The following is a 21,970-nucleotide window of genomic DNA, read 5'->3' on the forward strand; positions in this document are numbered from 1 at the left end:
CACTCGGGCCGGGTGAACGCGGGGCAATCCAGGTACGGCTACGTGTTCGTCGGCGGCTACACGCTGCTGCTCATCGCGTTCGGCCTCCTGCCGACGCTGTACGCGGTCTACCTCGCGTTCACCCGGAACGGCGCCTTCGTCGGCGTCGACAACTTCACCAAGGTCTTCGGGGACTACCGGTTCCTCCCGGCCGTCGCCCACGTCGCGCTCTACGTGCTGTTCTGGCTCGCGAGCCTCATCGTCTTCGTCGTGGTGCTCGCCATCGTCGTGCACGCCATCCGCGTGCGGTGGCTCGGCGACACCGCCCGATTCCTCTTCTACATCCCGGGCGCGATCGCGGGCGCGTCCAGCGTGCTGCTCTGGCTGTTCGTGCTCGACCCCTCGGTCAGCCCCGTCTCGGGCCTGCTGCGCGCGCTCGGCTACGAGTCGCTCGTGAACGTCGTCGCCGTGGGCAACCTCCCCGTCATCTTCACGGTCATCGCGTTCTGGGCGGGAGCCGGCGGATGGATCGTCATCATGTACGGCGCGCTCAACAACATCAGCGCCGACATCATGGAAGCCGCCCGCATCGACGGTGCGGGCCCGGTGCAGACCGCCTGGTACATCCAGCTCCCGATGCTGAAGAAGTGGATCAGCTACATGGGCATCATGTCGCTGGCAGCGGGCACGCAACTCTTCGTCGAGCCGAAGGTGCTCGCGCAGGCGACCAAGAACGTCGTGCCGGAGGACTACTCGCTCAACCAGCTCGCCTACCTGTACGCGTTCCGTCAGGGCGACTTCTCGGGGTCCGCAGCGATCTCGCTCATGCTCCTGGTCGTCGCGCTCGGGTTGTCGGCGATCTTCATCTTCCGCGGAAAGCTGTTCGATCGTGACTGACCTGACCACCCGCGCCATCGTGACCGAGGGGACCCGCCGACGCGGGGAGCGTCGACGCGCGGACCGTCGCCCACGCCACCCCCTCACGCCCGGCCAGTGGATCGGCCGAGCCGTCGTCGTGCTCGTGCTGCTCGCGTTCGCGGCCTTCTTCATCCTGCCGATCGTCTGGCTCCTGCTGGCCCCGACGAAGAGCAACAGCGAACTGCTGCTCTCCGGACCGTTCGCCTTCGGCTCGATCGACCAGCTCGTCGCGAACTGGAACGAGCTGTTCGCCTTCGGCAGCGGCGTCTTCACGACCTGGCTCGGGAACTCCGCGTTCTACTCGTTCGCCGCGCTCGCGATCACCCTGGTGGTCAGCATCCCGGCGGGGTACGCGCTCGCGCTCATCGAGTTCCGGGGCCGCAAGCTGCTGCTCGTGACGACGCTCATCGTGATGCTCATCCCGAACACGGCGCTCGTGCTGCCGATCTTCCTCGAGCTGAGCGCGATGCGCCTGATCGGCAGCCCGCTCGCGGTGATCCTGCCGTTCTCCTTCTTCCCGTTCGGCGTGTACCTGACCTACATCTACTTCTCGACCGCGGTATCCCGCGACCTGCTCAACGCCGCGCGCATCGACGGCGCAGGCGAGTTGCGCGTGTTCGCCCAGGTGGCGATGCCGCTCGCGACGCCCGTGATCGCCCTCGTCGGCTTCTTCAGCTTCGTCGCGAACTGGAACAACTACTTCCTCCCGTTCCTCGTGGTCGGCGGCACGAAGATCCCGGTCCAGGTGGGCCTCGCGAACCTGCTGGCGAACGTCCCGGCCTTCAACCCGACGACGGCCTCGAGCATCGTCATCCAGCTGCCCACGCTCGCCCTCGCGACCCTGCTCTCGGTCGCGCCGATCCTGCTCATCTTCCTGTTCGCGCAGCGATTCCTGGTCGAGGGCATGACGGCCGGCGGAACGAAGGAGTGACGCACGCATGAAGATCACCGGATGCCGGACCCTCACCGCCCAGCACCATTGGAAGCGCGCGATCGGCGACGTCAACGGCCACATCGTCGAGGCCGTCACCGAGGTGCCGATCGTCATCGTCGAGACCGACGCCGGCATCGAGGGCGTCGGCATCGGTTCGCACGCCGACCTCGCCCGGCTCTTCCCCGCGATCGAGGGCGAGGACCCGCGCAGCGTGTCCGCGCTGTTCGACCGCATGCTCGCGCAGGTCTTCAAGTCCGGCCATGCCGGGGCGACCTACGGCGGCGTGGCATCCTTCGACGCCGCGATCTGGGACCTCAAGGCGAAGGCGGCCGGCGAACCGCTCTGGCGCCTGCTCGGCGGGCGCGACCGGTTCGTGCCCGGCTACGCCTCGGGCCTGGACATCGCGCTCGACGACGACGAGGTCGCCTCCTTCTACGAGGAGTACGCCGATCGCGGGTTCGTCGCGGGCAAGCTCAAGGGCGGCCTCGACTTCGATGCCGACCTGCGGCGCCTCCGGATCATGGACGAGGTGCTCCGGGCGAACACGTCCCGACCCGGCCTCATGCTCGACGCGAACGAGTCGTGGCAGGTCAAGCAGGCCGTGCGGTACGTGAGCGCGCTCGAGGAGCACCTCGACCTGCTCTGGGTCGAGGAGCCGCTGCGACGCTGGGACGCGGTCGGGCACGCCCGACTGAGCTCGGCCGTGCGCGCGGCCGTCGCGACCGGCGAGAACCTGACCGGCGTCGAGCAGTTCCGCCCGCTGTTCGACGCGGGCGCGCCCGACGTCGTCCAGGCGGGCGCGATCTGGGGCGTGTCGCACATGCACCGGCTCGCCCTCGCGGCCGCCGCACGCGACCTGCCGGTCAGCATCGTCGGCTACAACGCGAACCCCGCGGTCGCGCACGTCATGCCGGCGGTGCCGAACCACCTGACCACCGAGGTCCAGGCGATCGACTTCGCCGACGGCGTGCTGGTCGACCACGAGTTCGCCGACGGCGGGATCGTCCTCTCGGACGAGCCCGGCAGCGGCATCCGCATCGATGAGGCCGTGATCGACGGCGCGCGCAACGGCGACGGCTGGGCCGACCCGGCGGGCCCGCACATGCGGCCCATCCGCGCGGGCCTGCGGGTCGTGCTCGACGGCGTCGAGCGCTGAGACGGGAGGGGATCGACCATGGAGATCAGGCCGGGCCTGCACCGCGTGCAGGCGCCGCTCGGCGAGCGGTTCGTGGCGCTCTACCTCCTCGTCGGCGAGGACGCCGCGCTGCTCGTGGACACGGGCATCCGGGAGAGCATCACCGAGACGCTGCTGCCGTACCTCGACGCCGCGGGCATCCCGCGCGCCAAGCTCCGCTGGGCGGTCAACACGCACTGCGACTACGACCACACCGGTGGCAACGGCGCGCTGAAGGCCGCGATCCCGAGCGTGCGGATCGTCGCCCACCGCCTCGACGCCGACCTCGTCGAGGACGTCGACCGGCTCATCGACGTGCGCTACGGCGAGTTCCGGGCGACGGACGGGTTCGACGACCCGCCCGAGACGACCGCGTACCTGCGGAGCGTGTCGGACCTCGTGCCGGTGGATGTCGCGCTCGACGCCGAGGTCGAGTTCGACCTCGGCGGGCGTTCGGTCCGGGTGCTGCACGTGCCCGGGCACAGCCCCGGTCACGTCGCCGTGCACGACCCGGCGAACCGGGCGCTGCTGATCGGCGACGCGACGCTCGGCGCGACGGTGCCGTACGCCGACGGCCGGGCCGCGTTCCCACCGACCTACCGCGACGTCGACCCGTACGTCGAGAGCCTGCGCCGGTTCCGCGACCTCGACGCCGACCTGCTGCTCACCGCGCACTACCCGGTCTACGAGGGGGCGGGCGTCGACGGATTCCTCGACGAGAGCGAGGCGTACACCGAGCTGATCGACCGGGTGCTCGCGCGCGCGCTGGCCGCCGCCGGCGAGCCGAGCACGACGCTCGAGCTCGTCCGCCTCGCGGGGTCCGAGCTCGGGCCGTGGCCGGCGGACGCCCTCGACTACGCCGTCTTCCCGGTGACCGGGAACCTCGAGCGGATGGCACGGCGCGGCCTCGTCGATGCGCGGGTGGATGCCTCGGGCCGACGCACCTGGAGCCTCCGATGAGCGCACGCGTGCGCCTCGGCGCCGTGGGCGCCGGCTGGTGGGCGACGAGCAACCACTTCCCGATCCTCGCCGGGCGCGACGACGTCGACCTCGTCGGCGTGTGCGGCATCGGGCCCGAACTCGAGGCGGTGCGCGAGCAATTCGGGTTCGGCATGGCGACGCGGGACTACGACGAGCTCCTCGACCAGGACCTCGACGCGGTCGTGATCACGACGCCGCACGACCTGCACCACCCGCAGGCCGTCGCGGCGATCGAGCGCGGCCTGCACGTGCTCGTCGAGAAGCCCGTCACGCTCACAGCGGAGCAGGGCTGGGACCTCGCCGACCGCGTCCGCGCGGCGGGCGTGCACTTCCTCGCGCCGTACGGCTGGAACTACAAGCCGTTCACGATCGAGGCGAAACGGCTCCTCGAGACCGAGGGCATCGGCGAGGTCCAGCACGTGCTGTGCCACATGGCCTCGCCGACGCGCGGCCTGTTCGCCGGCGACACGAACCACATCCGTTCGCTGTGGGACTCGAAGACGAGCGGCCCCGACCCGCGCACGTGGCAGTCGCCCGCGCGCGGCGGCGGCTACGCGCACGGCCAGGTCACGCACTCGAGCGCGCTCCTGTTCTGGCTCACGGGCCTGCGCGCGGCCGCCGTCACGGCGAAGGTGTCGACCGGCGGCGCCGCGGTCGACCTGTTCGACGCCGCGGTGATCTCGTTCGACGACGGGGCGATCGGCGCGCTCTCGGGTGCGGCGACGCTGCCCGACGGCGACCCGTACCAGGTCGACCTTCGCGTCTTCGGGACCGAGGGCGTGCTGATGCTCGACACCGAGCGTGAACGCGTCGCGCTGCACCGCTACGACGGCCGGCGGTGGGACCTCGACATCGAGCCCGGTGCGGGCACGTACGAGTGCATCGTGCCGCCGAACCGGTTCGTCGACCTCATCACGGGCGCGAGCACCGAGAACAACTCTGATGCCGACGTCGCCGCGCGATCGGTCGAGCTGATCGACGCGATGCTGCGCAGTTCCGCCGCGGGCGGCGTCGAGGTCGCCGTCCACGACCGAGCGGACGAGCACCACCAGACCCACCACGACCACCAGGACCCCCACGACCACCAGGAGTCGGCATGACCCAGAACCCCGGAGTGCTCGCGGGCTACCGCGTCCTCGACTGCTCGATCGCGATGGCGGGCCCGTTCGCCGCGCAACGCCTCGGCGACCTCGGCGCCGACGTCGTGAAGGTCGAGCCGACCACCGGCGAGTGGCAGCGGCACACCGCGGCCGGCGGCGCGGCCGGCAACGAGATCAACGTGTCGTTCCTCTCGCTGAACCGCAACAAGCGCTCGGTCGCGCTCGACCTGAAGAGCGACGACGGCCGGGCGGCGCTGCGCGAACTGGTCGCGGGCGCCGACGTGTTCCTGCAGAACTACCGGCCCGGCGTCGCGGCCCGGCTCGGCGTCGACTACGAGTCGCTTCGGGCGATCAACCCGTCGATCGTGTACGTCTCGATCTCCGGCTACGGCGAGGACGGCCCGTACCGGGACCGTCCCGGCCAGGACCTGCTGCTCCAGGCGATGTCGGGCGCGATGTTCTCGGCCGGCCGCGACGGCGACGCACCGACGCCCGCGGGCCAGTACCTCGCCGACGCGGTGACCGCGTCGACCGCGTTCGAGGGCGTGCTCGCGGCGCTCCTGCACCGCGAGCGCACCGGCGAGGGCCAGCTCGTCACGGTGAACATGCTCGACGCGCTGACCACCCTGCAGATGCAGGAGCTCTCGGTCCACACGGTCGGGCGGAAGTCGCAGGAGCGGTCCGCCGAGCCGCACGCCCACGTCTACATCCGCGCACCCTACGGCGTCTTCGCCACGAGCGACGGCTTCGTCGCGCTCGCGTTCGCCGACCTGCACCAGCTCGGCGAGCTCATCGGCGAACCCGCCTTCGAGGGGTGGCGGAGCGAAGTCGAGGGCTGGACGCGCCGCGACGAGATCCACGCGAAGACCGCCGCGAAGCTCCTCGAGCGGACCTCGCAGCACTGGATCGAGACGCTCGGCGCGGCCGGGATCTGGATCGGCCCGGTGCTCGGCTACGAGGAGCTCGTCGAGGACCCGCAGATCGTCCACAACGGCACGTTCGTCGAGTACGACCACCCCACCGAGGGCCGCGTGAAGACCCCCGGGTTCCCGTACCGGTTCTCGGCGACGCCGCCGCAGGTGTACCGCGGTGCACCGCTCGTCGGCGAGCACACGCGCGAGATCCTCGCCGAGGCGGGCCTCGACGACGAGCGGATCGACGCGTTGCTCGCGTCGGGTGCCGCCCGCGCCACCGAGCCGGCGGCGGACCCGGTAGGCGCATGACCGCTCGATACCGCGGCCTGACCTGGGACCACCCGCGCGGGCGCGTCGCGCTCGAGCAGGCGGCCGCGACGGCGACGGATGCCTCGGGCGATCCGCTCATCGCATGGGACGTGCATCCGCTCGAGGGCTTCGAGTCGACCCCGATCGACGGGCTCGCCGAACGCTACGACGTGATCGTGCTCGACCACCCGCACCTCGGCGACGCGCTCGAGCACCGGGCGATCCGCCCGCTCGACGAGGTGTTCGACGCCGCGTTCCTCGACGCCGTCCGCGCCGACGCCGTCGGGCCGGGCGCCGCCTCCTACACGCTCGACGGCCGGCTCTGGGCGCTCCCGCTCGACGCCGCGACGCAGGTCGCGGCGAGCGTGCCCGACCTCGTGCCCGAGGCACCCGGGACCTGGTCCGAGGTGCTCGAGCTCGCGGCATCCTCGCCCGTGGGCCTCAGCCTCGCGGGCCCGCACGCGCTGCTCACGTTCGCCTCGCTGTGCGTCGCGCTCGGCGAGGAGCCCGCAGTGACGCCCGAGCGCGGGTTCGTCGGCGTCGAGGTCGGTGCGGAGGCGTTCGACCTGCTCGCCCGACTCGCCGCACGGATGCCCGCGGGCGTCGCCGACCTCAACCCGATCGGCCTGCTCGAGCGCATGCGGTCGGCGCGCGACGTCGCGTACGTTCCCCTCGTGTACGGGTACGCGACGTACGCGTCCGGGCCGCGGGCGCTCCGCTTCGACGACGCGCCCGCCGCGCGCCGCGGCGGACGCCGCGGGTCGACGATCGGCGGCACGGGCATCGCGATCTCCTCGAGATGCCGGCCCGACGCCGCCCTCGTCGACCACCTCATGGGCCTGCTCGACCCCGAGACGCAGCGCACGTTCCTGCCCGCGAACGACGGGCAGCCGGGCCTGCGGAGCGCCTGGACCGACGCCGCGGTCGACGCGGCGGCCGGCGGGTTCTACCGCCGGACCCTCGCGACCATCGAGGACTCGTGGGTGCGTCCGCGCGTACCCGGCTACATCCCGTTCCAGGCGAACGGCTCCGCGATCCTGCGGGACGCGCTGCTCCACGGCGGCGGCGGTGGTGGTGCCGCGGCCCTCGCCGAACTCGACCGCGCGTACGACGCACTCGCCCGATCCGCGCTCGCCCGGCCCGCGCTCGCCGGTGGAAGGACCTCGCACCCATGACCGACTCCACGCCGCCGCCCGCCGGCCCGAACCTCCGTCTCGACGTCGACGGGCACGTCGCGATCATCACCCTCGACCGCCCGGAGAAGCTCAACTCCGTCACGCCCGAGATGTCGAAGGCGCTCGTCGCGTTGATCGAGTGGGCGGATGCCGCCGACGAGATCCGCGCGATCGTGCTCACCGGTGCGGGGGAGCGCGCCTTCTGCGCGGGCTCCGACATCCGGACCCTCGATGCGTACGCGACGCCGTGGGAGTTCCGGAACCGGACCGACTACTGCGACGCCATCCGTGCGGGCCGCAAGCCCGTCATCGCGGCCGTCAACGGGTACGCGTTCGGCGGCGGCCTCGAGACGGCACTCAGCTGCGACATCCGGATCGCCTCGACGACGGCGAGCTTCGCCGCCCCGGAGATCAAGCTCGGCTGGATCGGCGGCGGCGGCATGTCGACCTTCCTCGCGCACTCGATCGGCCCGTCGAACGCCGCCGTCATGCTCATGACGGGCGACCCGATCGACGCGCCGCGCGCGCTCTCGTGGGGGCTCGTCTCCGAGCTCGTGGAGCCCGAGCGGCTCGTGGCGCGCGCGGTCGAGCTCGCGGCGGTGATCGCCACCCGCCCGCCGATCGCGGCCGAGACCGCGAAGGCGAACCTGCGCGCGGCGTTCAACATGACGCAGGATGAGTCGATCCGCTACGAGCGCGACCTGCAGACGATCACGTTCGCGACCGCGGACGCCGACGAGGGACGTGCCGCGTTCGCCGAGAAGCGCAGCGCGGTGTTCCACCGGCGCTAGCCGCGCCGCCCGCCCCGACTCGCGTGCACCGACTCGCCAGCACCGACCGCCCGCCGCACCCGCACGTCGACCGAACCGAACCGGAGGAATCCAGATGACCTGGCCCGTTGCCCGCGACATCCTGCCCGTCGATGCCGACTCGGCGACGCTCGTCGGCCGCGCCTGGACGCCGGCGGGCCCGAGCGTCGTCGTCCTGCGCCCCGAGGGCGTCGTCGACGTGACCGTGCACTTCCCGACCATGCGCGCCCTCACCGAGCACGCCGACCCGGTCGCGGCGCTCGCGGCGGCGACCGGCCCGGTGCTCGGCAGCCTCGACGACCTCGTCGCGAACACGCCGCCCGAGACCCGCGACCGGGACCTGCCGTGGCTCCTCTCGCCGATCGACCTGCACGTCGTGAAGGCGTGCGGGGTGACCTTCCCGATCTCGATGCTCGAGCGCGTGATCGAGGAGCGTGCGCGCGGCGACCAGGACGCGGCCGCCGGGATCCGCGCCGAGATCCTCGCGACCATCGGCGGATCGCTCGACGAGCTCCGGCCGGGCTCGGCGGAGGCGGCCGCGCTGAAGGCGTTCCTCCTGGAGCGCGGCTGGTGGAGCCAGTACCTCGAGGTCGGCATCGGCCCCGACGCCGAGGTGTTCACGAAGGCGCCCGTGCTCTCGACCGTCGGCGGCAGCGTCGACGTCGGCGTGCATCCGGCGTCGCAGTGGAACAACCCGGAGCCCGAGATCGTGCTCGTCGTGAGCTCCACGGGCCGGATCGTGGGTGCGAGCCTCGGCAACGACGTGAACCTCCGGGACATCGAGGGCCGGAGTGCGCTGCTCCTCGGGAAGGCGAAGGACAACAACGCCTCGGCCTCGGTCGGCCCGTTCATCCGCCTGTTCGACGCCGGCTACGGCATCGACGACCTGCGCGCGTCCGTGGTCGGCCTCACCATCGACGGCGAGGACGGCACCCACCTCGAGGGCCGGAGCGAGCTCGCGCGCATCAGCCGCGACCCCGAGGACCTGGTCGCCCAGGTCGTCGGCGCGCACCACCAGTACCCGGACGGCTTCGCGCTCTACCTCGGCACGATGTTCGCGCCGGTCGACGACCGCGACGTCCCGGGCCGCGGCTTCACGCACCACGACGGCGACCTCGTCCGCATCTCCGAGCCGCGGCTCGGCGCGCTCGTGAACCGCGTGCGCTCGACCGACGAGGTCGAACCGTGGACCTTCGGCATCGACGCGCTCTTCCGCACGCTCGCCGCGCGCGGGCTCCTGCACGAGGGCAGCGGGTCCGTGTCGGGCGCGCGCCCGCGCGTGCAGCGGATCGCCTCGGTCATCGGCATGCCGGCGGCCAACCGCGAGGAGTACGAACGGCTCCACGCCGCGGTCTGGCCGAAGGTCCTCGAGCGGCTGACGCTGAGCAACATCAGGAACTACTCGATCCACCGGCACGGCGAGGTGCTCTTCGCGTACATGGAGTACGTCGGCGACGACTACGAGGCGGACATGGCCGCGATCGCCGCGGATCCCGTGACCCAGGAGTGGTGGTCGGTGTGCGAGCCGTTGCAGCGGCCGTTCGCCGAGCGCGCCGAAGGGGAGTGGTGGATGGAGCTCCCGGAGGTCTTCCACCTCGACTGAATCGGTCGTGCCGCGTCAGCGGTCCTGCCGAGTCGAGGGATGCCGCGCGGGCCGGGGGCGGATGCCCCCGGCCCGCGCGTCCGGTTCAGAGCGGGCGGATGTTGGTCGCCTGCGGGCCCTTCTGGCCCTGCTCCACGTCGAATTCGACCTTCTGGTTCTCTTCGAGGTTGCGGTGTCCGCTGCCGACGATCGCGCTGAAGTGCGCGAACACGTCAGCGGAGCCGTCGTCGGGAGCGATGAACCCGTAGCCCTTGTCGGAGTTGAACCATTTGACGGTGCCGGTGGCCATGACGTCTTTCCTTCGTTGTCCGGGACCACCGGCGCGATTCGTGCTCCGGTGACTCCCGATCGCCAGCCTATCGCCGGTGCTCGATCGAGGGAATCTCTCATTCCCTCTTGTGTGGTCAGACCACATGTGAGAACATAGTCGAAGAAGGGCGAGGGAATATCCCGAACCCGGGGCAGCAAGGGTGCGGATACCGCATCCGCGCCGGGCAGGAGGGATTGCATGTCCACCCAGATCGATGACATGGTCGAGCGGGCGCAGGGAGCGCTCACCGAATACGCGTCGTTCACGCAGGAGCAGATCGACCACATCGTCCGCAAGGCGTCGGTCGCCGCGCTCCACCACCACGGCGACCTCGCCGTGATGGCGGTCGAGGAGACCGGCCGCGGCCTGTTCGAGGACAAGGCCGTGAAGAACATGTTCGCGTGCGAGCACGTGACCCACTCGATCATCAAGCAGAAGACCGTCGGCGTCATCTCGCACGACGAGATCACGGGCATCACCGAGATCGCCGACCCCGTCGGCGTCGTCTGCGGCATCACGCCGGTCACCAACCCGACCTCGACCACGATCTTCAAGTCGCTCATCGCGCTGAAGACCCGAAACCCCATCATCTTCGGGTTCCACCCCTCGGCGCAGCAGTGCTCCGTCGCCGCCGCCACGATCGTGCGCGACGCGGCCGTGGCCGCCGGCGCCCCCGCCGACTGCATCCAGTGGATCGAGGAGCCCTCGATGGAGGCATCCGGCGCCCTCATGAACCACCCGGGCGTCGCACTGATCCTCGCGACCGGCGGCAACGCCATGGTCCGCGCCGCGTACTCGTGCGGCAAGCCCGCCCTGGGCGTCGGCGCCGGCAACGTGCCCGCCTTCATCGAGCGCACCGCCAAGGTCGGTCGCGCCGTCAACGACATCGTGCTCTCGAAGTCCTTCGACAACGGCATGGTGTGCGCCTCCGAGCAGGCCGTCATCCTCGACGCGCCGATCGCCGAGGAGGCCCTCGCCGAGTTCGAGCGGCTCCACGCGTACCGCGTGACCCCCGACGAGAAGCGCATGCTCGAGGAGTTCATCTTCGGCGTGCACGCCGAGGACGACAACTGCGCGCTCGCGAAGCTGAACGCCAAGGTCGTCGGCCAGAGCGCCGTCTGGATCGCCGAGCACGCCGGCTTCAGCGTGCCCGAGGACACCTCGATCCTGCTCGCCGACGTCGACAGCGTCGGGCCCCAGGAGCCGCTGACCCGCGAGAAGCTCGCACCGGTGCTCGCCGTGCTGCGCGCCGCGACCCCCGCCGAGGGCATCGACCTCGCCGCGCAGATGGTCGCCTTCGACGGCCTCGGCCACTCGGGCGCCATCCACTCGAGCGACGCCGCGGTCATCGCGGACTTCGCCGAGGCGGTCAAGGCCGTGCGCATCATCGAGAACGCCCCGTCGGCGCTCGGCGGCATCGGCGACATCTACAACGCCTTCATGCCGTCGCTCACGCTCGGCTGCGGCTCCTACGGGCGCAACTCCGTGTCGAACAACGTGTCGGCCGTGAACCTGCTCAACGTCAAGCGCGTCGGGCGTCGCAACAACAACCTGCAGTGGTTCAAGGTCCCCTCGAAGACCTACTTCGAGGCGAACGCGATCCGCTACCTCATCGACATGAAGGGCGTCGAGCGCGTCACCATCGTCACCGACGGCGGGATGACCCGGATGGGCTTCGTCGACAAGGTGATCGACGTGCTCAACCGCCGCCCCGGCCGCGTGCACCTGCAGATCATCGACAACGTGCTGCCCGAGCCGAAGCTCTCGAGCGTCCAGGCCGGCGCCGCGCAGATGCGCGAGTTCAAGCCGGACACGATCATCGCGCTCGGCGGCGGCTCGCCGATGGATGCCGCGAAGGTGATGTGGCTGCTCTACGAGAGCCCCGACGTGCAGTTCTCCGACATGCGCGAGAAGTTCTTCGACGTGCGCAAGCGCGCGTTCAAGTTCCCGGAGCTCGGCAAGAAGGCGCAGCTCGTCTGCATCCCGACCACGTCGGGCACGGGCTCCGAGATGACCCCGTTCGCGGTGATCACCGACGACGAGACCGGCATGAAGTACCCGCTGGCCGACTACGCGCTGACCCCGTCGGTCGCGATCGTCGACCCGGTGCTGACCGCCGCGCTCCCGGCGTTCCTGGTCGCCGACGCGGGCTTCGACGCCCTCACGCACGCGACCGAGGCCTACGTCTCGGTGTACGCGAACGACTTCACCGACGGCCTCGCGCTCCACGCCATCAAGCTGATCTTCGAGAACATCGAGCGCAGCGCGAAGGCGCAGCCGGGCAGCACCGACCCCGCCGACAAGCTGGCTCGCGAGAAGATGCACAACGCGTCCTCGCTCGCCGGCATGGCGTTCGGGAACTCGTTCCTCGGCATCGTCCACGCGATGGCGCACGTGACCGGCTCGAAGTTCCACCTCGTGCACGGCCGCACCAACGCGATCTACCTGCCGCACGTCATCCGCTACAACGGGCGCGTGCCGTCGAAGCTCACCAGCTGGCCGAAGTACGAGCGGTACATCGCGCCGGAGCGCTTCCAGGAGATCGCCGCGCACCTCGGCCTGCCGGCCTCGACGCCCGAGGAGGGCGTGGAGAGCTACGCCGCCGCGGTCGAGCGGCTGCGCGACGCGATCGGCATCGAGCGCTCCTTCCAGGAGCAGGGCGTGGCGGAGACCGAGTTCATCGGTCGCCTCGACGAGCTCGCGATGGCCGCCTACGGCGACCAGTGCGCGCCCGCCAACCCGCGGATGCCGATGGTCGGCGACATGAAGACCCTCATGGAGGCCGCCTACTACGGCACCTCCTTCGACGCGGTCCGCGCCGAGCGTCGCGCGAGCGCGACCGCCGGCGACGCCCGGACGGCCGAAGCGCCCGTCCAGGCGACCGCGACCGGCGCGTAACCCGCGCCCCGGACGCCGAGTGCGTCCCAGGGGCCCCGCCTCCTCCTTCCGGAGGCGGGGCCCCTCCTCACACCCCGCCCATCCCGTCCACGAACCACGGTGACCTGATGCGAACGATCGAAGACACCCTCCGATACCAGGCGGATGCCGCGGCCCACAAGGTCGAGGCGACCGCGCACCCGGGCCGCTACGCGGTGCAGGCGATGCTCGCCGGCGCGTACATCGGCGTCGGCGTCGTGCTCATGGTGAGCGCGGCGGGGCCGATGCTCGCGGCGGGCGATCCCCTCGCCAAGCTCGTCTCCGGCCTCGTGTTCGGCGTCGCGCTGACCTTCGTGGTCTTCGCGGGCGGCGAGCTCGCGACGTCGAACATGATGACGCTCACGCAGGGCGCCGTGATGGGCAGCATCACGTGGTGGCGCGGCATCGGCACGCTCGCGTTCTCGTTCGCCGCGAACCTCGTCGGGGCCCTGGTGTTCGCCGGGCTCGTGGTGGCCTCCCGCGTGCTCCATTCGAACCCCGACGCCGGCGCCATGCTCGCCACGATGCTCGAGGGCAAGGCGCACGAGACCCCGGTCGAGCTCTTCGTGCGGGGCGTCCTGTGCAACCTCCTCGTCTGCCTCGCGATCTGGATGTGCGCGCGCCTGACCAACGAGGTCGTCAAGGTCATCGTGATCTTCGCCGCGATCCTCGCCTTCATCACGTCGGGCTTCGAGCACGTCGTCGCGAACATGACCACGTACGCGATCGGGCTGTTCAGCGGCGTCGAGGATGCCACGCTCGCGCTCTTCGCGAACAACCTGCTGTGGGTCGGCCTCGGCAATCTCGTCGGCGGCGCCATGATCGTCGGACTCGGGTACTGGGTCGTCGGCGGGCGGCCGAAGACCGCCGCCGCGCTCGCCGTGGAGGCGTCCGGCGAGACGCCGGGCGAGGCCTTCGATGAGGCCGGCGCGGCGCCGCGCGTCGAACGCGACCTCGCCGCCTTCGTCCCCGCGACCGCGCTCGACGAGACCGTCGCCCCCGCGGGCGCCGCGCCGACGCCGGTCGGAGCCCGCTCGGCGGGGCGCGACGGCGGCTGACCGAGCGCCCGCCCCGGACCCCGCCTCCGGACCCCGCACCCGCGCCCTCCCTCCCACCCGGCGCGGGTGCGGTCCGCGCGCACCCCTTCGGTGCGCGCACGGCCTCGGTCCGGCCGGTCCCGACGGGTAACGTCGCTCGTATGCTCCCCACCGACTGGATCGAACACCGCCGCCCCGACGGCGAACGGCTCGGCTGGATCGTCCCCGAGGGCGAGGGCTTCCGAGCGGTCGACCTGCTCGGCCGGTGGCGGCACGACGGTCCCGTCGACTGGCTCACGGCCGAGGAGGACCTCGAGCGCCTCGGCATCGGCTACCTCGCCGACCGGTACCGGCTGCGGCTCGCGGATGCCACGGTGCGCGAGGTCCGCATCGCGGAGGCGAGCGCCGAGGGCATCACGGTCGTCGCCGACGAGTTCGGCGCGGCCTCCGCGGTCGGTGCGGATCCCGATCGGTTCCGCCTGCCGTTCCCGGCGCCGGACGCGCTCGCGCCCGAGCGCTCCTGACACGCGAGCGATCCGACGCCCATGGATCGGCATCCCCAGCGGCACCGCCGGGCGGACCCGGCGGCCGGAGCGCCCGCGCCCGAGCCCGCCTCGACCGCGCCGACCGCGCCGACCGCGTCTGTGGCGCCGGCCGGCGACGCCTTCGCGCGGCTCCGCGACGAGATCGCCGCCGACCGGGCGAACGCCGCGTACACGGCGATGGGCTGGCGCCCGCTCGTGTTCGGCTCCGCCGGGTCCCGCGTCCTCCTGATCAGCCAGGCACCCGGCCGGAAGGCGCAGGCCAGCGGCATCCCGTTCGACGACGCGAGCGGCGCGCGGCTCCTCGGCTGGCTCGGGGTCGGGCGCGCCGAGTTCGACGACCCCGCCCGCTTCGCGATCGTCCCGATGGACTTCTACTACCCCGGCAAGGGGACCTCCGGCGACCTGCCTCCGCGACCGGGCGTCGCCGAGGCGTGGCATCCGCGCATCCTCCCGCTGCTGCGTCCGCGGCTCACCGTGCTCATCGGCGCGCACGCGCAGCGGCTGCACCTGGGCGCCGCACGCGGAGCCACGCTCACCGAGACCGTGCATGCCTGGCGCGACCACGCGCCGGGGATCGTCCCGATCGTGCACCCGTCGCCGCTCAACGTCGGCTGGCTGCGGCGGAACCCGTGGTTCGAGGACGAACTCGTGCCCGACCTGCGCGCGCGGGTCGCAACCGCGCTCGCCGAGGATGCAGATCACCTTTCCATCGACTAAAGTTGATTTGCGGGCTCGGCGCCCGCGGTTCGGAAGGGGGCGGCATGGCGCACCACGTCGAACTGCTGTGGAACCCGAGCGACGTCGGGGGGCTCGGGCGGCGCGATCGCGCGCCCGGCCGCTACCTCGCCTACGTGCCCGACGAGCTCGGCGTCGCGCTCCCGCCCCTCGGGGAGGAGGCGCGGCAGGCAGCGGAGGACGCGCTGACGGTCCTCGCCCGCGCCGACGAACGGATCGGCGCGGAAGGCGGGCGCTACCTCAACCACCTGCTGGTCCGCAGCGAGAGCATCTCGTCCTCGTGGATCGAGGGCAACCGGATCACGCCGAAGAAGCTCGCGATCGCCGAGGTCCTCGACCACGGCAGCCGCGTGGCACTCGACGTCGTCGGCAACGTCCGGGCCACCGAGGAGGCGATCGACGCGCTCGCCGACCTCGCGCGCGCGATCACCGTGGACGACATCGAAGCGCTCCAGCACGCGATCGAGCCGCGGCTCCGGTTCGGCCTGCGCGAGGAGCAGAACTGGGTCGGCGGGCCGGGCTGGAGCCCGCTGCGGGCCGAGTTCGTGCCGCCTCCGCAGACGGAGGTCCGACGCCTCGTCGCCGACCTCGCGGGATTCGTCACCGCGACGGAGGGCAACCCGCTCGTGCGCGCGGCGATCGCGCACGCCCAGTTCGAGACGATCCATCCGTTCATCGACGGGAACGGCCGCACCGGCCGCGCGCTCATCCACACCGTGCTGCGCCGCACGGATGCGCTCCGCAACACGCTCATCCCGATCAGCACGGTGTTCGCGGGCGACACCGACGCGTACATCGCCGGGCTCGGCGCCTTCCGCGCCGAACCGCCGCGGCTCGACGACTGGGTGATCGGGTTCGCGCGCGCCGCGGAGCTCGCGGCGGGGAACGCCGTGCTCCTGTCCGAGCGGCTCGCCGACCTCGATCGCGCGGTGTCCGAGCGCCTGGTCGCGTTCCGCGACGACGCCGGGCGGACGCCGGCGACGCCCCGACGGGACGCGGTCGTCCTGCGGATCCTGGGTGCGCTCGCCGCCGAGCCCGTGCTCACGGTCGAGCACGTCGCCGAACGGCACGGCGTCTCCGCGGCGGCCGCGCACCGCGCGCTCGTCGAACTCGCGGACGCCGGCATCCTCGGCCGCACGAAGGACCAGCGCGGTCGGCTGATCTGCTGGACGGCGGACCGCCATCTCGAGCTCGTCGCGCTCACCGAGCGGAGCAACCGGATCGGCGCGGGCGACACCGCGACGCGTCGTCCGCGGCTCGGTCCGCCGGTGCCGGCGCGCGGGGTCGACGCAGGCTAGCCGCGTCGGATCACCGCACCCCCGCCCACGGCGTGGTAGCCGAGGTCGTACCAGACGAGCGCGGGCGCGGGCGGACCGAGCCGCACCTCGACCACCTCGGCGATGATGAGCGACGAACTGCCGACGGAGTGCACGTGCAGGGGCACCGCGCGGAGCGCGGCCCGCGCATCGGCGAGGAACGGCTCGCCGGTCGGGAGGCGTTCCCAGCCCTGGTCGGGCGTGAACCGGGGGCTGCCGGACGTCGCGAAGGTCCGCGCGATCTCCTCGTGCTGGGCGCCGAGGAAGTGCACGAGCATCGAGTGCGCGCCGAGCAGCGCGCCCGCCGTTCCCGTTGCGCGCGTCACCGAGAACACGAGCGTGGTCGGGTCGAGGGCGACGGATGCCACGCTCGAGGCCGTGAGCCCGACCGGCCCGGTCGCGGTCGCGGCGGTCACGAGCGCGATGCCCGCCGGGTGGCCGCGGAACGCGGTCTTGAAGTCGGACACGAGGGCATCGCTCATGCCCGCCACGCTACCCGTCGCCGACTGGCGATCGCATGTGTTCGAAGGTATGTTCGAATCATGGTCACGTGGCATCCCATCCTCGCCGCGCAGGAGCCGACCGCCGGCCGATGGGAACTGCGCGACCAGTTCGGGCGCTGCTACGGCGTCGTCGTCATCCTGCGTCGCGGCGACGAGGTCGGCTACCGCGCCGACGGGGCCGCGGGGGAGTGCATCGGGTACTTCACGAACCTCCGTGCGGCGTGCTCCGAGGTGCACGCCGCGTTCGTCCGGTCGCACGGCCCGGCGCCGTTCCGCGGGTACCCGGACTTCTCGGCCGGTCGCGGCGAGCAGTGACCGGCGGCGTGCGCGGGGGAGCGGAAGCGCGGGATGCCCCGGGCATGCGGATGCCCCGCGCGATCGCTCGCACGGGGCATCAACGGTGCACGTCGCGGCCGCCGGGGCCGCACCCGCGGTTCAGGCGCCGGTCGCCTCGGAGCCCGCCGCCTCCGACCGTGCCGGCAGCGTCCAGCCCGGGCGCACGAAGTGGCAGGTATAGCCCCACGGGATGCGCTCGAGGTAGTCCTGGTGCTCGGGCTCGGCCTCCCAGAACGGGCCCGCAGGCTCGATCGTCGTGACCGCGTCGCCGGGCCAGAGGCCCGACGCGTCGACGTCGGCGATGGTCTCGCGCGCGACCCGCTCCTGCTCGGTGGAGCGCGGGAAGATCGCCGAGCGGTAGCTCGTGCCGATGTCGTTGCCCTGGCGGTTCAGGGTCGTCGGGTCGTGGATCTGGAAGAAGAACGACAGGATGTCGCGGTAGCTCGTCTTCGCGGGGTCGTAGACGATCTCGACCGCCTCGGCGTGGCCGGGGTGGTTGCGGTACGTCGCGTGGTCGTTCTGCCCGCCGGTGTAGCCGACGCGCGTGTCGAGCACGCCGGGCTGCTTGCGGATCAGGTCCTCCATGCCCCAGAAACAGCCGCCCGCGAGCACCGCCGTCTCGGTGCCGGCGCGCTCGGTGACCGTGCCGGTGTCGGTGGGTCCGTTCATGTCGTCAGTCCTCCTTCAGGGACTCGGATGCCTCGGGCGCGGACGCCCCGGGTGCCTCGAACAGCTTCGCGTACTCGGCGTAGCCCTGCTCGGCGAGTTCGCCGGCGGGGATGAATCGCAGCGCCGCGGAGTTGATGCAGTAGCGCAGCCCGCCGTCGGCGACCGGCCCGTCGTCGAAGACGTGGCCGAGGTGGCTGTCGGCGCCAGCCGAGCGCACCTCGACGCGCTTCATGAACAGCGACCGGTCGACCTTCTCGGTCACGGCTGCGTCGTCGATCGGCCTCGTGAAGCTCGGCCAGCCGGAGCGGCTGTCGTACTTGTCGGTCGATGCGAACAGCGGCTGGCCGGACACGACGTCGACGTAGATGCCGGGCTCGTGGTGGTTCCAGTACTCGTTCCGGAACGCCGGCTCGGTCGCGTCGTCCTGGGTGACCTTGCGCTGGAGCGGCGTCAGCCGGTCCACCTGCTCGGGGGTGCTGCGGTAGTCGTTCGTCACGGATCCTCCTCATCGCATCGCCGGGCGGGGCTGGATGCACCGCCGGCGGTTGCTCCGATGGAAAGAACGTTCTTGCAGTCGATCCTGTTCCCGACGTCCGACTCGGACCCCGAACCCGGCGGGCGAATGGTCGCGCCGGGCGGGGCGGTGCGGAAGACTGGCCCAGTTCGGGAGGGGAGACCTGGGTGGAAGTGCTCGTCATCGTCGTGGTCGGCCTGCTCGGCATCGCCGCGGCGGCCGTGATCGGTCCGCGCGTCGGCGTCGCTGCGCCGCTCCTGCTGGTCCTCGTGGGCATCGGCGTCAGCTTCGTCCCGTTCGTGCCCGACATCCAGGTCGATCCGGAGTGGATCCTCGCGGGCGTGGTCCCGCCGCTCCTGTACGCCGCGGCGGTGTCGATGCCCGCGATGGAGTTCCGACGGGAGTTCGGCGCGATCAGCGCGCTCTCGATCGGCCTCGTCGTCGTCAGCTCGGTGCTGATCGGGCTGCTCTTCGCCTGGATCATCCCCGATCTCGGGATCCCGCTCGGCATCGCCCTCGGCGCGATCGTGAGCCCGACCGACGCGGTCGCCACCTCGATCATCAAGCGGATCGGCGTCTCGCCGCGCATCGTCACGGTGCTCGAGGGGGAGAGCCTGCTGAACGACGCGACCGCGCTCGTGGCCCTGCGCTCGGCGATCGCGGCGACGGCGGCGGCGGTCACGTTCTGGGACGTCCTCGGGGACTTCCTGTTCGCCGTCGGCGTCGCGCTCGTGATCGGCTACCTCGTCGGCAAGGCGAACCTGTGGGTGCGCAGTCGCATCGCGGATGCCACGGTGAACACCGTCATCTCGTTCACCGTCCCGTTCCTCGCATCGCTCCCGGCCGAGGCGCTCGGTGCGTCGGGCCTCGTCGCGGCGGTCGTGGCCGGACTCGTCACCGGACGCGGCGCGATCCGCTCGCTCGCGCCGCAGCACCGCATCTCGGACGCGCAGAACTGGCGCGCGATCGAGCTGATCCTCGAGGGCGCGGTGTTCCTGATCCTCGGCCTCGAGCTGTCGACGCTCATCGACGACCTCTCGAACCGCCGGTACGGCGTCGACATCACGATCAGCGTGCTGATCGCGGTCGTCTCGCTCATCGCGGGCCTGGTCATCCGCGCCGGCTACGTCGCCGTGACGATCCGCTGGAGCGGGCGACGCGCGCGCCGGGCCGCCGCGCTCCGGCCGCGCCTCGCGGAGGTCGAGCGCCGACTCGACGAGCACCAGCTCGACGAACGCGCCGACCACGCGATCGCACAGACGGCGGGGATGCCGATCATCGCCGCCGAGCGTCCGCCCGGCGAGCTGCGCCCGGGCGACGGACCGGAACCGCGCGCGGCGCGGCGTCGCGCGCGCGTGCCCGACGCCGAGCGCGTCGGTCGGTTCCGCCGCAGGATCCGACGCAAGGCCGCGGACATCGACTACTTCCTCGCCGTGCCGCTCGGGTGGCGCGAGGGCACCGTGATCGTCTGGGCGGGCATGCGCGGCGCGATCACGCTGGCCGCGGCGCAGACCCTGCCGAGCGACACGCCGGGGCGGTCGGTGCTCGTGCTCACCGCCTTCTTCGTCGCGGCGATCTCGCTGCTCGTGCAGGGCGGCACGATCGGCTGGCTCGTGCGCCGCGTGAAGCCGGCGACGGTCGATCCTGCGGCGAGCGCGACCGAACGAGCGGAGCTGGACCGGCTGCTGCACGACGTCGCGGACCGGATCGTCGAGCGCGACCGCGCGGAGCACGGCGAGCCGGCCGATCCCGCATCCGAGGCGCGGCGCGAGCACATGCGGACCCTCCGACTCCAGATCATCGTGGCGCAGCGTTCCGCACTCCTCGACGCGCGCGACGACGGCCTCTACAGCTCGTCCGCGCTGGCCGCGGCACTCGACGTGCTCGACGCCGACGAGATCAGCATGACCCTCCGGGGAGCGGTCCGGGACGAGGGCTGACGCGGCCGTCGCGGCCTCGCACGGGGTGCGGCGTGGTCGACCGCGTGCACGGGATTCACAGGAAAAGGTGAGGACCTGTCCAGAACCGCTGGGCAGACTGGCCAACCGTTCGGCGCGCCCCGGCGCCGCGTGAAGAGAGACTGCCGACGCGAAGGCCTTCGTGCCTCGCTGCCGGCATGTGGAACCCATGCGAAACAACACCCCCGAAACGTCCAGCACGCCCGTCGACGCCCTCGAGGCGGCCGGCGGCCAGACCCCCGCGACGCCGTCGCGATTCGCGGCGAGGCACCATCGGCTCGACCGCCGTCGCACGGCGATGGGCATCGCCGTCGCGGGCGTGATCGCACTCGGCGTCGCGACCGGCTCGGGCTTCGCGGTCCAGTCGGCGATCGCCGCGCAGAACGACCGCGTCGCCGAGACGCGTGCGCTCACGGACGCCGCGAACCCCGATGCGGCCCAGGCCGACGCGCACTCGGCGATCCTCGACGCGCGCGCCGAGCACGTCGCGGAGGCCGCGCTCTCCGGCGCGAACGGCACGATCGCCGCGGCGCAGGGCAAGGTCGACGCGACCGCGCTCAGCTCCGCCGTCGCGCTTCTCGACGACTACGTGCGCCTGTCGCCGTCGGTCGTGTTCGCGCGCGCCGAGGCGATGACCTCGCTCACCGCGACCGTGCAGTCGCAGGTCGCCGAGTTCGACCGGGTCGCCGCCGAGAAGGCGGCCGCCGAGGCCGCCGCTGCGGCCGAGGCCGCGCGTGCCGCGGCCGAGGCGCAGTCGGCGCGTTCGACCGCGGCGTCGCGCCCGGCGGTGCCGTCGAACCCGAGCGAGGCGCAGGCCATCGCGCGCGACCTCATGCTGTCCATGTACGGCTGGGGCGACGACCAGTTCGGCTGCCTCGTCAGCCTCTGGAGCCACGAGTCCGGCTGGAACGTCTCCGCCGAGAACCGCTCGAGCGGGGCCTACGGCATCCCGCAGGCGCTGCCCGGCAGCAAGATGGCCGTCTACGGCGCGGACTGGCAGACCAACCCCGCCACCCAGATCAAGTGGGGCCTCGGGTACATCTCGGGCCGCTACGGGACGCCCTGCGGCGCCTGGGACTCGTTCAACGCCAACGGCTGGTACTGAGCGCGGCACCGACCGCTGCGGCGCAGCCCGCCTGCGCGACCACGACGGGGCGCCCGGATCGTTCGATCCGGGCGCCCGCGTCGCGTCGTGCCGCGACGCGGGCGTCGTTCCGCTCCCGGTCGGCCGTGCA

Annotated in this window: 21 protein-coding genes; 17 read left to right on the top strand and 4 right to left on the bottom strand. The window is 72.1% G+C overall.

Going from position 1 to position 21,970, the window contains the following annotated elements:
• Positions 1-12: 12 nt before the first annotated feature.
• The 9 genes from ACDF64_RS12850 to ACDF64_RS12890 all read left to right on the top strand — a co-directional run bounded on the left by ACDF64_RS12850 (position 13) and on the right by ACDF64_RS12890 (position 9,896).
• Positions 13-876 carry a carbohydrate ABC transporter permease gene (locus ACDF64_RS12850; RefSeq protein ID WP_394551749.1) on the top strand — a complete coding sequence of 288 codons (864 nt, stop codon included), beginning with the start codon at positions 13-15 and terminating at the stop codon, positions 874-876.
• Positions 869-1,828, top strand: a complete 960-nt coding sequence (locus ACDF64_RS12855) for a carbohydrate ABC transporter permease (RefSeq protein ID WP_394551750.1) — start codon at positions 869-871, stop codon at positions 1,826-1,828. Before ACDF64_RS12850 ends, ACDF64_RS12855 begins: the two co-directional genes overlap by 8 nt.
• 7 nt (positions 1,829-1,835) lie before the next feature.
• A complete protein-coding gene (locus ACDF64_RS12860; RefSeq protein WP_394551751.1) occupies positions 1,836-2,987 on the top strand; it encodes a mandelate racemase/muconate lactonizing enzyme family protein in 1,152 nt (383 codons plus the stop codon).
• Between the two features lie 18 nt (positions 2,988-3,005).
• Positions 3,006-3,965, top strand: coding sequence for an MBL fold metallo-hydrolase (locus ACDF64_RS12865; RefSeq protein ID WP_394551752.1), 960 nt, complete (start codon positions 3,006-3,008; stop codon positions 3,963-3,965).
• The gene (locus tag ACDF64_RS12870) at positions 3,962-5,086 is read left to right on the top strand and encodes a Gfo/Idh/MocA family protein (RefSeq protein ID WP_394551753.1); all 1,125 of its coding nucleotides are present in this window, start codon (positions 3,962-3,964) and stop codon (positions 5,084-5,086) included. The genes ACDF64_RS12865 and ACDF64_RS12870 overlap by 4 nt, the downstream gene beginning before the upstream one ends.
• Positions 5,083-6,309 carry a CaiB/BaiF CoA transferase family protein gene (locus tag ACDF64_RS12875; RefSeq protein ID WP_394551754.1) on the top strand — a complete coding sequence of 409 codons (1,227 nt, stop codon included), beginning with the start codon at positions 5,083-5,085 and terminating at the stop codon, positions 6,307-6,309. Before ACDF64_RS12870 ends, ACDF64_RS12875 begins: the two co-directional genes overlap by 4 nt.
• Positions 6,306-7,484 (top strand): hypothetical protein, encoded by a 1,179-nt coding sequence (locus ACDF64_RS12880; protein ID WP_394551755.1) that lies wholly within the window; start codon positions 6,306-6,308, stop codon positions 7,482-7,484. Before ACDF64_RS12875 ends, ACDF64_RS12880 begins: the two co-directional genes overlap by 4 nt.
• Entirely contained in the window at positions 7,481-8,275 is a 795-nt protein-coding gene (locus ACDF64_RS12885) for an enoyl-CoA hydratase/isomerase family protein (RefSeq protein WP_394551756.1), read from the top strand. Before ACDF64_RS12880 ends, ACDF64_RS12885 begins: the two co-directional genes overlap by 4 nt.
• A 94-nt stretch (positions 8,276-8,369) precedes the next feature.
• Complete coding sequence (locus ACDF64_RS12890; protein ID WP_394551757.1) at positions 8,370-9,896, top strand: L-rhamnose mutarotase; 1,527 nt, start codon at positions 8,370-8,372, stop codon at positions 9,894-9,896.
• Positions 9,897-9,981: 85 nt separating this feature from the next.
• On the opposite strand, the gene ACDF64_RS12895 is transcribed toward ACDF64_RS12890, so the two are convergent.
• Positions 9,982-10,185, bottom strand: a complete 204-nt coding sequence (locus tag ACDF64_RS12895) for a cold-shock protein (RefSeq protein ID WP_394551758.1) — start codon at positions 10,183-10,185, stop codon at positions 9,982-9,984.
• A 219-nt stretch (positions 10,186-10,404) separates the two neighbouring features.
• Here ACDF64_RS12895 and adhE point away from each other — a divergent pair, with 219 nt between their 5' ends.
• From adhE to ACDF64_RS12920, 5 genes are all read left to right on the top strand, one after another.
• Positions 10,405-13,104, top strand: a complete 2,700-nt coding sequence (adhE, locus tag ACDF64_RS12900) for a bifunctional acetaldehyde-CoA/alcohol dehydrogenase (protein WP_394551759.1) — start codon at positions 10,405-10,407, stop codon at positions 13,102-13,104.
• 107 nt (positions 13,105-13,211) lie between these two features.
• Complete coding sequence (locus tag ACDF64_RS12905) at positions 13,212-14,180, top strand: formate/nitrite transporter family protein (RefSeq protein WP_394551760.1); 969 nt, start codon at positions 13,212-13,214, stop codon at positions 14,178-14,180.
• 140 nt (positions 14,181-14,320) lie between these two features.
• Positions 14,321-14,683 carry a hypothetical protein gene (locus ACDF64_RS12910; RefSeq protein WP_394551761.1) on the top strand — a complete coding sequence of 121 codons (363 nt, stop codon included), beginning with the start codon at positions 14,321-14,323 and terminating at the stop codon, positions 14,681-14,683.
• 21 nt (positions 14,684-14,704) lie between these two features.
• Positions 14,705-15,421, top strand: coding sequence for a uracil-DNA glycosylase family protein (locus ACDF64_RS12915; RefSeq protein WP_394551762.1), 717 nt, complete (start codon positions 14,705-14,707; stop codon positions 15,419-15,421).
• Between the two features lie 44 nt (positions 15,422-15,465).
• Positions 15,466-16,737, top strand: coding sequence for a Fic family protein (locus ACDF64_RS12920; RefSeq protein ID WP_394551763.1), 1,272 nt, complete (start codon positions 15,466-15,468; stop codon positions 16,735-16,737).
• On the opposite strand, the gene ACDF64_RS12925 is transcribed toward ACDF64_RS12920, so the two are convergent.
• Complete coding sequence (locus tag ACDF64_RS12925; protein WP_394551764.1) at positions 16,734-17,237, bottom strand: flavin reductase family protein; 504 nt, start codon at positions 17,235-17,237, stop codon at positions 16,734-16,736. The genes ACDF64_RS12920 and ACDF64_RS12925 overlap by 4 nt on opposite strands.
• A 60-nt stretch (positions 17,238-17,297) precedes the next feature.
• Between ACDF64_RS12925 and ACDF64_RS12930 the strand changes: the two genes are divergently transcribed.
• Positions 17,298-17,573: a hypothetical protein gene (locus ACDF64_RS12930; protein ID WP_394551765.1), complete on the top strand. Its 276-nt coding sequence runs from the start codon at positions 17,298-17,300 to the stop codon at positions 17,571-17,573.
• A gap of 120 nt (positions 17,574-17,693) precedes the next feature.
• Here the strand turns inward: ACDF64_RS12930 and msrA are convergent, their stop codons facing one another.
• Both msrA and msrB read right to left on the bottom strand, forming a co-directional pair.
• Complete coding sequence (gene msrA / locus ACDF64_RS12935; protein ID WP_394551766.1) at positions 17,694-18,263, bottom strand: peptide-methionine (S)-S-oxide reductase MsrA; 570 nt, start codon at positions 18,261-18,263, stop codon at positions 17,694-17,696.
• Positions 18,264-18,267: 4 nt separating this feature from the next.
• A complete protein-coding gene (msrB, locus tag ACDF64_RS12940; protein ID WP_394551767.1) occupies positions 18,268-18,759 on the bottom strand; it encodes a peptide-methionine (R)-S-oxide reductase MsrB in 492 nt (163 codons plus the stop codon).
• A 185-nt stretch (positions 18,760-18,944) separates the two neighbouring features.
• On the opposite strand from msrB, the gene ACDF64_RS12945 reads away from it, so the two are divergent.
• Both ACDF64_RS12945 and ACDF64_RS12950 read left to right on the top strand, forming a co-directional pair.
• Complete coding sequence (locus ACDF64_RS12945) at positions 18,945-20,717, top strand: cation:proton antiporter (RefSeq protein WP_394551768.1); 1,773 nt, start codon at positions 18,945-18,947, stop codon at positions 20,715-20,717.
• A gap of 187 nt (positions 20,718-20,904) precedes the next feature.
• Positions 20,905-21,840: a hypothetical protein gene (locus ACDF64_RS12950; RefSeq protein ID WP_394551769.1), complete on the top strand. Its 936-nt coding sequence runs from the start codon at positions 20,905-20,907 to the stop codon at positions 21,838-21,840.
• The last annotated feature ends 130 nt before the right edge of the window (positions 21,841-21,970 follow it).

The organism is Agromyces sp. MMS24-JH15 (assembly GCF_043518605.1).
Classification (GTDB): domain Bacteria; phylum Actinomycetota; class Actinomycetes; order Actinomycetales; family Microbacteriaceae; genus Agromyces.

Bases quoted from the DNA above. Each gene is read 5' to 3' on its own strand.
- ACDF64_RS12860 (WP_394551751.1), top strand. From the start codon at position 1,836: ATGAAGATCACCGGATGCCGGACCCTCACCGCCCAGCACCATTGGAAG.
- ACDF64_RS12865 (WP_394551752.1), top strand. From the start codon at position 3,006: ATGGAGATCAGGCCGGGCCTGCACCGCGTGCAGGCGCCGCTCGGCGAG.
- ACDF64_RS12870 (WP_394551753.1), top strand. From the start codon at position 3,962: ATGAGCGCACGCGTGCGCCTCGGCGCCGTGGGCGCCGGCTGGTGGGCG.
- ACDF64_RS12875 (WP_394551754.1), top strand. From the start codon at position 5,083: ATGACCCAGAACCCCGGAGTGCTCGCGGGCTACCGCGTCCTCGACTGC.
- ACDF64_RS12880 (WP_394551755.1), top strand. From the start codon at position 6,306: ATGACCGCTCGATACCGCGGCCTGACCTGGGACCACCCGCGCGGGCGC.
- ACDF64_RS12885 (WP_394551756.1), top strand. From the start codon at position 7,481: ATGACCGACTCCACGCCGCCGCCCGCCGGCCCGAACCTCCGTCTCGAC.
- ACDF64_RS12890 (WP_394551757.1), top strand. From the start codon at position 8,370: ATGACCTGGCCCGTTGCCCGCGACATCCTGCCCGTCGATGCCGACTCG.
- ACDF64_RS12895 (WP_394551758.1), bottom strand. From the start codon at position 10,185: ATGGCCACCGGCACCGTCAAATGGTTCAACTCCGACAAGGGCTACGGG.
- adhE (WP_394551759.1), top strand. From the start codon at position 10,405: ATGTCCACCCAGATCGATGACATGGTCGAGCGGGCGCAGGGAGCGCTC.
- ACDF64_RS12905 (WP_394551760.1), top strand. From the start codon at position 13,212: ATGCGAACGATCGAAGACACCCTCCGATACCAGGCGGATGCCGCGGCC.
- ACDF64_RS12910 (WP_394551761.1), top strand. From the start codon at position 14,321: ATGCTCCCCACCGACTGGATCGAACACCGCCGCCCCGACGGCGAACGG.
- ACDF64_RS12915 (WP_394551762.1), top strand. From the start codon at position 14,705: ATGGATCGGCATCCCCAGCGGCACCGCCGGGCGGACCCGGCGGCCGGA.
- ACDF64_RS12920 (WP_394551763.1), top strand. From the start codon at position 15,466: ATGGCGCACCACGTCGAACTGCTGTGGAACCCGAGCGACGTCGGGGGG.
- ACDF64_RS12925 (WP_394551764.1), bottom strand. From the start codon at position 17,237: ATGAGCGATGCCCTCGTGTCCGACTTCAAGACCGCGTTCCGCGGCCAC.
- ACDF64_RS12930 (WP_394551765.1), top strand. From the start codon at position 17,298: ATGGTCACGTGGCATCCCATCCTCGCCGCGCAGGAGCCGACCGCCGGC.
- msrA (WP_394551766.1), bottom strand. From the start codon at position 18,263: ATGAACGGACCCACCGACACCGGCACGGTCACCGAGCGCGCCGGCACC.
- ACDF64_RS12950 (WP_394551769.1), top strand. From the start codon at position 20,905: ATGCGAAACAACACCCCCGAAACGTCCAGCACGCCCGTCGACGCCCTC.